The organism is Streptomyces sp. NPDC111606, assembly GCF_055656945.1.
Map to the genome: position 1 here is coordinate 85,882 of NZ_JBVKBY010000008.1, position 13,170 is coordinate 99,051.

The 13,170-nt window shown below is 71.9% G+C and carries 9 protein-coding genes; 6 read left to right on the forward strand and 3 right to left on the reverse strand.

The window, feature by feature from the left end:
- Positions 1-61: 61 nt before the first annotated feature.
- Positions 62-1,381, reverse strand: a complete 1,320-nt coding sequence (locus ACZ7M7_RS27225; protein WP_472120985.1) for an aminotransferase-like domain-containing protein — start codon at positions 1,379-1,381, stop codon at positions 62-64.
- Between the two features lie 87 nt (positions 1,382-1,468).
- Between ACZ7M7_RS27225 and ACZ7M7_RS27230 the strand changes: the two genes are divergently transcribed.
- From ACZ7M7_RS27230 to ACZ7M7_RS27240, 3 genes are all read left to right on the forward strand, one after another.
- Complete coding sequence (locus tag ACZ7M7_RS27230; RefSeq protein ID WP_472120989.1) at positions 1,469-2,248, forward strand: alpha/beta fold hydrolase; 780 nt, start codon at positions 1,469-1,471, stop codon at positions 2,246-2,248.
- 93 nt (positions 2,249-2,341) lie between these two features.
- Positions 2,342-3,355 carry an endonuclease/exonuclease/phosphatase family protein gene (locus ACZ7M7_RS27235; protein ID WP_472120992.1) on the forward strand — a complete coding sequence of 338 codons (1,014 nt, stop codon included), beginning with the start codon at positions 2,342-2,344 and terminating at the stop codon, positions 3,353-3,355.
- Positions 3,356-3,396: 41 nt separating this feature from the next.
- Complete coding sequence (locus tag ACZ7M7_RS27240) at positions 3,397-5,382, forward strand: FUSC family protein (RefSeq protein ID WP_472120995.1); 1,986 nt, start codon at positions 3,397-3,399, stop codon at positions 5,380-5,382.
- A gap of 199 nt (positions 5,383-5,581) precedes the next feature.
- Here the strand turns inward: ACZ7M7_RS27240 and snpA are convergent, their stop codons facing one another.
- A complete protein-coding gene (gene snpA / locus ACZ7M7_RS27245) occupies positions 5,582-6,247 on the reverse strand; it encodes a snapalysin (RefSeq protein WP_383614108.1) in 666 nt (221 codons plus the stop codon).
- Between the two features lie 172 nt (positions 6,248-6,419).
- Between snpA and ACZ7M7_RS27250 the strand changes: the two genes are divergently transcribed.
- Positions 6,420-7,364 carry a LysR family transcriptional regulator gene (locus ACZ7M7_RS27250; protein WP_383614111.1) on the forward strand — a complete coding sequence of 315 codons (945 nt, stop codon included), beginning with the start codon at positions 6,420-6,422 and terminating at the stop codon, positions 7,362-7,364.
- Positions 7,365-7,384: 20 nt separating this feature from the next.
- Here ACZ7M7_RS27250 and ACZ7M7_RS27255 read toward each other — a convergent pair whose 3' ends face one another.
- Complete coding sequence (locus tag ACZ7M7_RS27255) at positions 7,385-9,460, reverse strand: PhoX family protein (RefSeq protein WP_472121004.1); 2,076 nt, start codon at positions 9,458-9,460, stop codon at positions 7,385-7,387.
- A gap of 287 nt (positions 9,461-9,747) precedes the next feature.
- On the opposite strand from ACZ7M7_RS27255, the gene ACZ7M7_RS27260 reads away from it, so the two are divergent.
- Both ACZ7M7_RS27260 and metG read left to right on the forward strand, forming a co-directional pair.
- Positions 9,748-11,298, forward strand: coding sequence for a VWA domain-containing protein (locus tag ACZ7M7_RS27260; protein WP_472121008.1), 1,551 nt, complete (start codon positions 9,748-9,750; stop codon positions 11,296-11,298).
- A 134-nt stretch (positions 11,299-11,432) separates the two neighbouring features.
- Positions 11,433-13,148, forward strand: a complete 1,716-nt coding sequence (gene metG / locus ACZ7M7_RS27265) for a methionine--tRNA ligase (RefSeq protein ID WP_451169018.1) — start codon at positions 11,433-11,435, stop codon at positions 13,146-13,148.
- Positions 13,149-13,170: the final 22 nt, after the last annotated feature.

Below are 13,170 nucleotides of genomic sequence, written 5' to 3' on the forward strand. Positions count from 1 at the left end.
CGCTGCCGCCCCCTGCCTCGCTGCCCCACCTCCGGCCCGACCCTCGCCCTCGTCCGCCGCCTCACGGGCCAGCTCGCACGACGCCGCCGAGCGTCCGCAACGCCCGCCGCAGATCCGGCTCAGGAACCGACGCGAGCCCGAGCCTGACCGCGTCGGGCGTACGGTTCGGGTCGACGGCGAAGGCGGGGCCGGGTGTCACGGCGATGCCGTGCGCGGCGGCAGCGGCCGTGAAGGTGTCCGCGCGCCACGTCGCGGGCAGCTCCCACCAGGCGAAATAGGCGCGCGGATCGGACCGTACGGCGAACCCGTGCAGTTCCTCGCCGACGATCCGCTGCCGGCGTGCCGCGTCCGCCCGCTTCGCCGCGACCAGCCGCTCCACCGTCCCGTCCCCGATCCACCGCACGGCCGCCTCCAGCGCGAACCGCCCCGCGCTCCACCCACCGGACCGTACGGCCGCGGCCACCGTCTCGACCCGCTCCTCGGGTACGACGAGGAAGCCGACGGTGAGCCCGGGTGCGACGCGCTTGGACAGACCGTCGACGACGTGGGTGAGGCCGGGCGCGTGGGCGGCGAGGGGGTCGTCGTCCGTGAGGAACGACCAGATGCGGTCCTCGACGACGGGGATGCCCAAGTCGGCCGCCGTGTCGGCGAGTTGGCTTCTGCGCTCGGGGCTCGTCGTCACCGAGGTCGGGTTGTGCAGGGTCGGCTGAAGGTAGAGGGCGGCCAGGGGAGCGGTGCGGTGCGCGGCGGCGACGGACTGGGGGCGCGGGCCCTCCTCGTCCGTGGCCAGCGGCACCAGGGTGATACCGAGCCGGGCGGCGATCTCCTTGACCACGGGATACGTCAGCGCCTCGACGCCGACCCGGCCGCCCGGCCGGACCAGGGAGGCGAGGGCGGCGGCGACGGCCTGGCGGGCGTTGCCGGTGAAGAGGATCCGGTCGGGTGCGGGTTGCCAGGCGGGGGTCGCGAGCAGGCCGGCCGCGGCCCGGCGGGCCTCGGGTGTGCCGGAGACGGGGGCCGGGCGCAGGGCGTCGGTCAGGACGTCGGGGCGCAGGAGCGGCGCGAGGGCGGGGGCCAGGAGCTTGGACTGCCCCGGAGCGGAGGGGTAGTTGAGCTCCAGGTTGACCGGCGCCGCGGTGGCGGCCTCGACCAGGGCCCGCCCGTTGCCCGCCGGAGCGGCCCGCACGAAGGTCCCGCGGCCGACCTCGCCGACGACCAGCCCGCGCCGTACGAGTTCGGCGTACACCCGCCCCGCCGTCGACCCGGCGATCCCGCGCCGCCGCGCGAACACCCGCTGCGGGGGCAGCCGTTCACCCGGCCTGAGCCGTCCGGCGGCGATGTCGTCGGCCATGCGGTCGGCGAGACGCCGATAGTCGTCCACGAACTCCCCCTTGCGCAGGCTTTCCCGATTGCACCGAGGGCAAAGATCTTATTGCACCGAGGAGTTGGCCGATCTAGGGTCGTCCACATGAGCCCCTTCCTCGTATACGAGGACAAAGGCGCCGATTCTGCTTCGGTCCCCCTCGTCCTCGTCCACGGCCACCCCTTCGACCGCACGATGTGGGCACCGCAGATCGCGACGTTCTCCGCCGCCCGCCGGGTCGTCGCCCCCGACCTGCGGGGCTACGGCGCCTCCCCGGTCGTCCCCGGCGTCACCCCGCTCGCCGCCTTCGCCGACGACATCGAGGCGCTGCTGGACGACCTGAAGGTGGAGACCTTCGTGCTGGCGGGCCTGTCGATGGGCGGCCAGATCGTCATGGAGTGCTACGCCCGCTTCCCCCACCGCATCCGGGGCCTGGTCCTCGCCGACACGTTCCCGGCGGCGGAGACGGAGGAGGGCAAGAAGGCGCGCAACGCCATGGCGGACCGGCTGCTGCGCGAGGGCATGCGCGGCTACGCCGACGAGGTGCTGGAGAAGATGGTCGCGCCGTACGCCGACGCCGAGGTCAAGGCCCACGTCCACGGCATGATGACGGCGACGCCGCCCGAGGGCGCCGCAGCGGCCCTGCGCGGCCGCGCCGAACGTCCCGACTACCGCGGCCTGCTCACCCGCGTCACGGTCCCCACCCTGGTCGTCGTCGGCGCGGACGACGCCTACACGCCCGTCTCCGACGCGCAGGCCATGCACGCGACCCTCCCGGACTCGACCCTGCGGGTGATCGAGGGCGCGGCCCATATGCCGAACCTGGAGCGGCCCGGGGAGTTCGACGAGGCGCTGGGGGCGTTTCTGGCGCGGGTGGACGGGTGATCCGTACCCGTGGCCGCCGCGCAACCTTCCCCCCACGACCCCCGTCTTTGAGGCAGGATTCGGGCATCCCACCCGCGAGCGGAAGGCCGGGACTTGGACACTGCGGCTGCCGAGTGGACGGCTTCCCGGGGCGGTGAGCCAGGACGGCGGGCCGGGCACAGGCTCGGCAGATGGATGGCCGCCCTGCTCTTCCTGGGTGTCGGCGTGGTCGTCGGCTGCCGGGTCGCCGACGTCGACGGCATCACCCCCGTCCCCCAGCTCCTCGCCTTCCTGCCGTGGCTGCTCGTGCCCACCGGCCTCGGACTGCTGGTCGCGCTCTTCTCGCGCTGGTGGTTCGGCGTCGTCTGGGCCGTCGCGCTCCTCGGACTGCTGGCCTGGTACATCGAGCCGTACGGGAAGACCGGTCTGCCGGGCGGGCCCCCGCTCGTCTCCTTCCGGGTGCTGACCTCGAACGTCGAGTTCGGGCAGGCGACCGACGCCCTGGTCGCCGCCGTCCGCCGTGAGCGGCCGGACATCGTGTTCGTCCAGGAGTGCGAGTACACCTGCGACGCCGGGCTCAAGGAAGCGCTCGGCACCGACTATCCGCACCGGGCGGCGCGGGTCGAGGCCGGGTCCGCGGGGTCGGTCGTCCTCAGCCGCTTCCCGCTCGACCCCGCCGACGGAGTCGAAGGCACCATGGCCATGCCCGGCGCCGTCGCCGACGTGCGCGGACATGCCGTACGGCTCCAGCTCGCGCACCCCATGCCGCCGCTGCCCCAGCACGTCGACCTGTGGCGCCGGGAGCTCGGCGACCTGCGGGACTTCGCCGCCGAGAGCATCGGCGGCGACGGCAGGACCCCCGTCATTCTGGCCGGGGACTTCAACGCCTCCCAGGACCACGCCGCCTTCCGCCGCATCCTCGACGCCGGTCTGCGCGACGCCACCCGGCTCACCGGCGAGGACCGCACACCCAGCTGGCCGGCCCGTACCGCGCCGCCCCTCGGGGCGCAGATCGACCACGTGCTCCTCTCGGCCGACTTCTCCGCCCGCACCGCCCGCTTCCTCGATCTGCCGGACACCGACCACCGTGCCCTGCTCGTCGACGTCACGCTTCACCAGCGGCGATGAGGTCGACGACGAGCTGAACAAGCGCGCCCATAATGGGCCCCATGTCCCGCGAGCTCCCCATCGGCCTCACCCCGCCCGACTGGCTCGTGCGCAACCTCCGGGCCCAGCCGGCCCCCGTCAACTGGCCCGCCGTGGTCCGCGCGGCGATCGCCCTGTCCCTGCCCCTGGCCATCGGGCTCGCCTTCGACCGCCCCGGATACGGCGCCCTCGCCTCGATGGGCGCCCTCAACGGCGTCATCAGCGACACCGCCTCCGCGTACCGCCTGCGCATCCCCACCATCGCGATCCCGCAGCTCTTCGGCGCCGTCGGCATCACCCTCGGCGCCCTGGTGTTCGGCCACGGCTGGGTCGCCGTCGCCGCCGTCACCGGCGTCGCGCTGGTCTCCGGGATGATCTCGACGATCGGCGCGGTCGCCTCCGTGTCGGGGCTGTTGCTGCTGCTGACGTCCGTGATCGGCGCGGGGTTGCCGCTGCCGGGCGAATGGTGGATGGCACCGCTGCTGATGGCCGGCGGCGGGCTGCTCGTGCTGGCCCTGGCGCTGCTCGCCTGGCCGCTGCGGTCGGGGGTACCGGAGCGTGCCGCCGTGGCGGACACCTACCGGACGGTCGCCGAGCTGCTGGAGGTCGGCGGCAGCGACGGCGGCACCCTTGCGTACGACGCCGGCCGGCACGCCGTCACCCAGTCCCTGAACCAGTCGTACGACATCATCCTCGCCCACCGCGCCCGCCACCACGGCCGCAGCCCCGAACTCACCCGCCTGCTGGCCCAGTTGAACGCCATCACCCCGGTCGTGGAGGCCGCCCCCGCCGCCCGCCTCAGCGGCAGCCCCCTCCCGCCCGAGGTCCCGGCGGCGGTACGGCACCTCGCCTCCGCCGTGGAGACCGGCTACACCGGACCGATAGGGCTGGAACTGCCCGCCCCGACGACCGAAACCGGCCGCGCCGTCGACCACGCCCTGCGGCACGCCGCCGAGGTCGTCAGCAACCCGGACGTCGACCCTCCCCCACTCTCGGCTTCGCTCGAGCGGGGGGACCCCCATGGCATCGACGACCGCCTGGGCCGCCCGGCCGCCCTGAGCATCCGCGCCGCCCGCGCCCTGCGGAACGTCACGCTCTCCGCCGCCTCCTGGCGCTACGGCCTGCGCCTCGCCCTGTGCATCGGGATCGCCCAGGCGCTGGTGTCCCTCATCCCCGTCCCCCGCTCCTACTGGGTCGCGCTGACCATCACCTTCGTCCTCAAGCCCGACTTCGGCTCGGTCTTCTCCCGCGCGCTGCTGCGCGCCCTCGGCACGGTCGCCGGGCTGGTCATCGCGGCGGCGGTGCTCGCGGAAGTGCCGCGCGGCTGGTGGGACGTACCGGTGCTGTTCCTGCTCGCACCGCTGATCCCGGCGCTCACCCCGCGCGGGTACGGCTACCAGACGGCCGCCATCACGCCGGTGATCCTGCTCCTGTCCGACGTCCTGAACCGCCAGGGCACCGCCCTGCTGCTGCCCCGCCTGGGCGACTCCCTCATGGGGTGCGCGATCGCCCTGATCGCCGGTTATCTGCTGTGGCCGGAGAGCTGGCACACCCGGGTCGGCGCCCGCCTCGCGGACGCGGTGCAGGACACGGCACGCTACGTGGAGGCCGCCTTCGGCCCGGACCCCGTGGACCCACCGGCCCGCGCCCGGATGCGCCGCGGCCTCTACCGCACCCTCTCCGCCATCCGCACCGAATTCCAGCGCGCCCTGACCGAACCCCCGCCCACCGGCCGCCGGGCAGCCGCCTGGTGGCCCCTGGTCGTCGCGGTGGAACGCATCGTGGACGCGACGACGGCGGCGCGGGTCCGCGTGGCCCACGGCGCACCTCCACCGTCCACCACCGAGGCGACCCAGGTGGCCCGCCAGCTGACAGAACTGGCGGAGGGCCTGCGCCAGTCGGAAACCCTGTACGAGGTCCGCACGGACCTGACGGGCCCAGCCGACAGCGTCCTGGAGCCCCTACGCCAAGAGGTAGCGGCGGCAAGAGCCATCGCGTCCCCGCACTGAGCCGACCTGAAAGGGGCGCGGGGCTGTGTCGATCTGCGGCTCCGCCGCGTGGGCGCGACAAGCCACAAACAACCCGCAGCCGCCCACCGAGACCAACCACCCGAGCCATTGGGCGCACCGTCCCCGAATGAAGCGCGGCGCGGCCGCCCCGTGCAGGAGGGCGACCGCGCCGTGTGTGGGGGGTGGCTTGCTTCCGCGGCTAGCGAGCCGCCTTGTGCAGCGCCTTGTCCATCGCCGCGGCGAACCCGTTGGCCCACAGCTGCTCCACGCGGGAGCGCTCGTTGGCGTCCGGGTTGGGGTTCGTGCAGGACGGACCGGGGCCGCCGCCCGACATCAGCTCACTGCACGGGCCCTCGTAGTGGTCCGGCAGACCCAGCACGTGCCCGGTCTCGTGCGCGGTGACGCGAGTCGAGTCGTACTCCTGGTTCTGCGCGTAGTCGAGGAAGATGTACCCGTTGCCGTGACCGTCGGTCGAGGCGTACGAGCCGCGCGGGTCGTTGCCCTCGCGGTAGGTGAAGTCGGCGTTCGAGCCCTGCTGGAGCTGGACGTTGGACACCGAGCTGTTCCATATCTGGGTACTGCGGGATATCTGCGCGCTGAACGTGGGCGCCCCGGAGGCGTCGTAGACGACGGTGACGGCCGCGGCGCGAGGGTTCGCGGCGCGCTTCTCGGCGACGGACTTCACGACCGCCTCGAAGAAGGCCCGACTGGCGTCGGACTCCGCGGACTTGGCGACGTAGCCGGCGGTGGCGGCGGTGTGGGCGGGTGCCGCCGTGGCCGGGGCTGCCGTGCCCAGGCCGAGTGCCGCGACACTGAGACCGACTGCCGCCGCCGTACGGGCGGACATGGATGTGGACATACGCATCGATGACTCCTAGGTGGGGGGTGAGTCGTCAAGGCGAGTGTCGGCGCCTGTGTGGCCGCTGTGATGATGGCAATCGGTGATAGGACGGCCCTATCGGGGCCCCAATTGGCGGGCATCAGGGGGGATTTGTGCGGCTGGTGAAACCAGCTGTTCCGCTTTAGTCTCCGAGGGCATGGAGCTCGAGGTGAGACACCTCCGCGCGCTGTGCGCCATAGCCGACACCGGCAGTCTGCACCGGGCCGCCCGCCAGTTGGGCGTCGCCCAGCCATCGTTGAGCACGCAACTGCGACGGATCGAGCAGGAACTGGGCGGCGCGCTGTTCCTGCGCGCGAGAACCGGCTGCCGGCCCACGCCGCTGGGCCGGCTGGTCCTCAGCCGGGCCCGCCCGCTGGTGGCCGATATGCGTGCCCTGGTCGCCGAGGCGAGGGCGGCCGCGGTCGGCGGCCCGGAACTGCGGGTCGGCTCGACCGCGAGCAAGGCCCTGGCCGGCTGGCTGCGCCGGCTGCGCGGCCACGGCCAGGACCCCACGCTCCACATGAACGTCTCCCCCAACGCCCTGCTGCGCATGGTCGCCGACGGCCAGCTGGACGTCGCCTTCGTGCACGAGGTCGAGGGCTGCCCGCTGCGTATTCCGCCGGAGCTACGGCTACGCGTGTTGATGGAGCGCGAGCCGCAGTTCGTGTCGTTGCCGACCGATCACCCGGCCGTGGCGAAGTCCGAGGTCGCCCTGCGTGACCTGGCCGACGACCGCTGGATGGTCGACCCGACGGTCGACGGCGAGTGGGACGCCGTGCAGCGGATGTTCCGCGCGGCCGGCGTCAACCCCCATGTCCTGCACGGCGACTACTACACGGCCGACGCCCTGGTCGCCACCGGCGAGGTCGTCGCCGTCTGCCAGCCCACCCACGCCGACAGTCCCACGATGGCGGTACGGCGCCTGCACGGCGACCCGCTCGGCGTACGGCTCCTCCTCGCGGGCCGTACGGAGACGGACCTCGACGGGGTCTATCCCGCGCTGGAGGAGGCGTACTGGGAGGCGGCGCGGCAGGCACCGGCGTACCGGGAGTGGCTGGAACACGACGGCGAGCGGCAGCCGCCGGTCCCAGCCCTTCCCTAGTGCCTGTCGGTGTCCGTGGATCAGACGCCGATGTCGCAGCCGTCCTTGCGCCAGACCGCCACGACCGCCGGGCGGTTGATCTTGCCGGCACCGTCGGGCCAGGCGCTCAGCGGCTTCTCGGCCGTGGCGCCGTCGATCTCGCCCGGGTGCTGCACGGCGACGAGCACCCGGCGGTCCTGGATGAGCGGCCCGCAGGTCTCCGCGCCCTTCGGCACCGTCAGGAACTGCTTGAGCTCACCGCGCCGGTCACCGCGGGTGGCGACACCGAAGAGGCCGTCGTGCGAGCCGAGCTGCGCGCCGTCGGTGGAGATCCACAGGTTGCCGTACGAGTCGAAGGCGACGTTGTCCGGGCAGGAGATCGGCGAGACGCCGTCCTTCGGGTACCCGGCGAAGTAGGTGGCCGGGTCCTCCGGGTCACCGGCGACCAGGAACAGCGACCAGGCGAACTTCTTGCTGTCGGCCCGGTTCCAGCGCTCGGTCAGCTCCAGGATGTGCCCGTGCTTGTTGGCGTTGCGCGGGTTGGCCTCGTCCGCCTGGGCGTTCGTGCTGATGCCGCGGTTGCTGTTGTTGGTGAGGGCGACGTACACCTTGCCGGTGTGCGGGTTGGGCTCGATGTCCTCGGGCCGGTCCATCTTCGTCGCGCCGACCTTGTCACCGGCGAGGCGCGTGAAGACGAAGACCTCCTCGGCGGTCATGCCCTCGACGTGCGAGACGGCGCCCTTCGCGGTCGCCGTGGCCAGCGGGATCCACTCGCCGCTGCCGTCGAACTCACCGTCGGCGGGAAGCTTCCCCGTCCCGTCGATCTCGATGGCCGGGGAGTCACCGGTGAGCTTGGCGACGTAGAGCGTGCCCTCGTCGAGCAGCGAGAGGTTGTGCTCCCGCACCGCGCGCGAGCTGCCCTTCTTCATCCGCTTGCTGCCGACGAACTTGTAGAAGTAGTCGAAGCGCTCGTCGTCACCGGAGTAGACGACCGGGCGGCCGTCGTCGGTCAGGCGGACGGTCGCGCCCTCGTGCTTGAAGCGGCCGAGCGCGGTGTGCTTGCGCGGCTTGGAGTCGGGGTCGTACGGGTCGAGCTCGACGACGTACCCGAAGCGGTGCACCTCGTTGGGCTCCTGCGCGACGTCGAAGCGCTTGTCGAAACGCTCCCACTTGCGCTCGGTGGCGCCGGTGCCGATGCCGTAGCGCTTGTCCGTGGCGCGGGTGGCGTTGCCGAAGTACTGGTTGAAGTTCTCCTCGCCGTGCAGCGTGGTGCCCCACGGGGTGACGCCGCCGGCGCAGTTGTTGAGGGTGCCCAGGGCCTTGCGGCCGGTCGGGTCGGCGGAGGTCTTCAGCAGGTCGGAGCCGGCGGCGGGGCCGGTGATCCGGAACTCGGTGGTGGCGGTGACGCGGCGGTTGAGCGGGTGGCGGGAGACCGGGGTGAGCTTGCCGGTCCGGTGCTCGGACTCGACGACGACCGCGGACAGGCCGTGCGCGGCCCAGGCGATCTCGACCTGCTCCTTGGTCGGGTTGGCGGCGTCGTAGCCACGGAACATGAGTACCTCATCGGTGTACTCATGGTTGGCGACGAGGATCTGGCGGCCGCGCTCGCCGGGGACCGGCAGCAGCGCGAGGAAGTCGCAGTTGTACCCGAACTGGCCGGCCTGGGCCTTGGCGGTCTGCTTCGCCGGGTCGAAGGCGGGCGCACCGCGCAGGATGGGCTCACCCCAGCGGATGACGATGTTCTGCCCGTATCCGTCCGGAATGGTCACGGTGTCGGCGGTGTTGGGCGCGACGGGGTTGAACCTCAGACCACGGGCACCGCGGCCGAAGGTACCGGTCCGCTCGGTCGCGGCGGCGGCCTCGGCGGCCTCGGCCTTCGGCGCGGCGACGGTGGCGGAGGCTCCCACGGCGGCGGCCGCGGTGACGACGGCGGCGGCGCGCAGCGTCGTACGGCGGCTGACGGCCTCGGCGATCACGTCACCCACGTACGGGTTCGTGGTGGTGTTGGGCACCTCGTGGAAACAGGCGTCACCACACCGGAACCGGCAGGTCAGGGCGGCCCGACCGCCGGGATGCGAGTCACTGTTCGTTCTGATGATCGGCAGCTGAATACGCATGATTTTTTGTACTCCCCTTGCTTCCCCTTGAGTGCAGCGTGGGGGACGGTAGGGGCACGTTTGTGCGGGAGCGGGGCGACCGCATGAACTGGAGGTGAATCAGAGGTAGCCGTACGGGAGTTGAGCCCACGCCGCGGAATCGGCGCGATGCTGCCCTTGACGTACCTCGACGGACGGAATCCTTCTGTGCCCGCCCCTCCCCAAGATCGCCATCTGGGGCCGCTAACCTTACGTGTCCGTCCTGGCCAGGGATCAACGGGCATCAACTCACGCGAAGGGTTGCGGACATGGGCATTCTCACTCTCCTGCGGAACGCATTCGGCCGGTCACGCAAGGTTGGTACGGCCGAAGCAGAGGGTGCGACTCCTGCGCCGGAACCGCAGCCGACGCTTCCGTCCCCCTCCCCGGAACCCACCCCGCCGACCACGGCCCAGGTCCCGGAACCGCGCACGTCGGAGCCGCGGACGCCGTCCACACCCGACGAGTCGGACGACGAGCACGAGCTGGTCTCGGCCGCCTTCGACAACATCTCGGTGCCCAAGCCGGCGGACCCGGCGGAGGACCGCGCAACCGAGCAGCCGACTGCGACCGAGGAGCCGGTGGTAGAGACCCCGACCGCCGAGGAGCCGGCGGTGGAGACCCCGACCGCCGAGGAGCCGGTGGCGGAGGCCCCGGCCACCGAGGAGCCGGCGGCGGAGCCGGCTGCCACGGAGGAGCCCGCCACCGAGCCGGCTGCCGCCGAGGCACCTGCCGCAGCGGAGCCGGCCGAGGCCGAGGAGCCGGTTGCGGCGGAGCCCGCTGCCGCCGAGGAGCCCGCTGCTGAGCCGGTGAAGGCCGAGGAGCCGGTCACGGCGGAGCCCGCTGCCGCCGAGGAATCTGCGCCGGTGGAGGTGGCCGAGGAGCCGAAGGCGACGGAGACCACTCCCGAGCCCGTGGCTGCCGAGACCGAGCCGGAGCCGGAGCCCGTCGCGGCCGCGGCCGCCGACGGCGAGGAAGCCCCACAGGGGCCACTCGCAGCCGACGACGAAACCGGCACGGGTGGTGCGGGTGGGAACAACGAAGCCGAAGGCGAAGCCGAGGCCGAGCCCACGCCAAAGGCCCCCGCAGCCGCCGACGGCGAGACCGCCCCACAGGAGTCACCCGCAGCCGACGACGAAACCGGCACGGGTGGTGCGGGTGGGAACAACGAAGCCGAGGCCATCCCCGCAACCCTCCGCACCGCCCACACCGCCGCCGCAACCACCCTCACCAAAACCGACCTCACCGGCACCACAGCGAAGCTCTACCTCGTGCTGGACCGCTCCGCGAGCATGCGCCCGTACTACAAGGACGGCTCCGCCCAGGCCCTCGCCGAGCAGACCCTCGCCCTCGCCGCCCACCTCGACCCCGAGGCCACCGACCCCAAGGTCCACGTCGTCTTCTTCTCCACGGAACTCGACGGCACCGGCGAGCTCACCCTCACCGACCACGAGAACAAGATCGACGAGCTGCACGCGGGCCTCGGCCGCATGGGCCGTACCAGCTACCACGTCGCGGTCGAGGAAGTCCTCGCCCACCACGCCAAGACCGCCCCCGGCACCCCCGCCCTGGTCGTCTTCCAGACCGACGGCGCCCCCGACGCCAAGACCCCCGCCACCCACGCCCTCACCGAGGCCGCGAAGAACCACCCCGCCGTCTTCTTCTCCTTCGTCGCGTTCGGTGACCCGGAGAACAAGGCCTTCGACTACCTCCGCAAGCTGAAGCTGGACAACATGTCCTACTTCCTGGCCGGCGAGGACCCGAAGGAGCTCACGGACGCGGAGATCTACGAGGGCATCCTGGCCGCCTGGCGCCCGTAACCACCGAAGATCGCCCCGGGCCGCCCCCTTCCCACCCCTCGAAATGGGAAGCGGGCGGCCCACCCGTGTCGGCTACGATTTCAAGGTTCGCAAAGAACCAAGAACCCCGAAATCCGACCTGGGAGCAGCCCCCGATGGCTCGACACCTCATCACCAGCGCCCTTCCGTACATCAACGGAATCAAGCACCTGGGCAACATGGTGGGGTCCATGCTCCCGGCGGACGTGTACTCCAGGTACCTCCGCCAGCGAGGCCACGACGTCCTCTACATCTGCGCGACGGACGAGCACGGCACCCCGGCCGAGCTGGCCGCCAAGGAGCAGGGCCTGCCCGTGGCGGACTTCTGCGCCCAGGCGCACGACGCCCAGAAGGCGGTCTACGACGGCTTCGCGCTGGCCTTCGACTACTTCGGCCGGAGCTCCTCCCCGCAGAACGTCGAGATCACCCAGCACTTCGCCCGCAAGCTGCACGAGAACGGCTTCATCGAGGAGCGGGCGATCCGCCAGGTGTACAGCCCGACCGACGGCCGCTTCCTCCCGGACCGTTACGTCGAGGGCACCTGCCCGCACTGCGGCTACGACAAGGCCCGCGGCGACCAGTGCGAGAACTGCACCCGCGTACTCGACCCCACCGACCTGATCGACCCGCGCTCGGCGATCTCCGGCTCCACGGACCTGGAGGTCCGCGAGACCAAGCACCTCTTCCTCCTCCAGTCCAAGCTGCAGAGCGAGGTCATGGAGTGGGTCGCCCGCCACGACGGCGTCTGGCCGCACCTGGCGTCCTCCATCGCCCACAAGTGGCTGACCGAGGGCCTGCACGACCGTGCGATCACCCGTGACCTGGACTGGGGCGTCCCGGTCCCGGCCGACACCTGGCCGGAGCTGGCCGCCGAGGGCAAGGTCTTCTACGTCTGGTTCGACGCCCCGATCGAGTACATCGGCGCGACGAAGGAGTGGTCGGACCTCGACCCGTCGACGCGTGACTGGAAGTCCTGGTGGTACGACGTCGACACCGACGTCCGCTACACGGAGTTCATGGCGAAGGACAACGTCCCGTTCCACACGGTGATGTTCCCGGCCACGGAGCTCGGCATCCGCGAGCCCTGGAAGAAGGTCGACTTCGTCAAGGCCTTCAACTGGCTGACGTACTACGGCGGAAAGTTCTCCACCTCCCAGAAGCGCGGCGTCTTCACCGATCAGGCCCTGGAGATCCTCCCCGCCGACTACTGGCGCTACTTCCTGATCGCCAACGCCCCCGAGTCGGACGACTCGTCCTTCACCTGGGAGCACTTCACGGCCACGGTCAACAAGGACCTGGCCGACACTCTCGGCAACTTCGTCAACCGCGTCCTGTCCTTCTCCAAGAAGCGCTTCGGCGAGGAGGTCCCGGCGGGTGCCGAGGCCGGCGAGGCGGAGGCGAAGCTGGGCGAGCAGATCGCCGAGCTCCTCGCCGAGTACGAGCAGCACATGGAGACCCTCCAGTTCCGCAAGGCGGCCGCCGCCCTGCGCGCCCTGTGGTCCGCGGGCAACTCCTACCTGGAGGAGAAGGCCCCCTGGCTGGAGATCAAGACCGACAAGGACGGCGCCGCCCTCACCCTCCGTACCGCGATGAACCTGATCCACCTGTACGCGGTGGTCTCGGAGCCGTTCATCCCGTCGACGGCGGCCGCCATGCGCCAGGCCTTCGCCCTCAAGGCGGACACGGCGACCTGGGTGAGCGCCGAGGAGGCCAGGTCCCTCACGGCCGTCCCCGCCGGCACCCCCTTCACCGTCCCGCCGGTCCTCTTCGCCAAGCTCACGGACGAGGACCTGGAGGCGTACAAGGAGCGCTTCGGCGGCGAAGGCGCCTAAAAGATGTGAGGGGCGTCGCGCG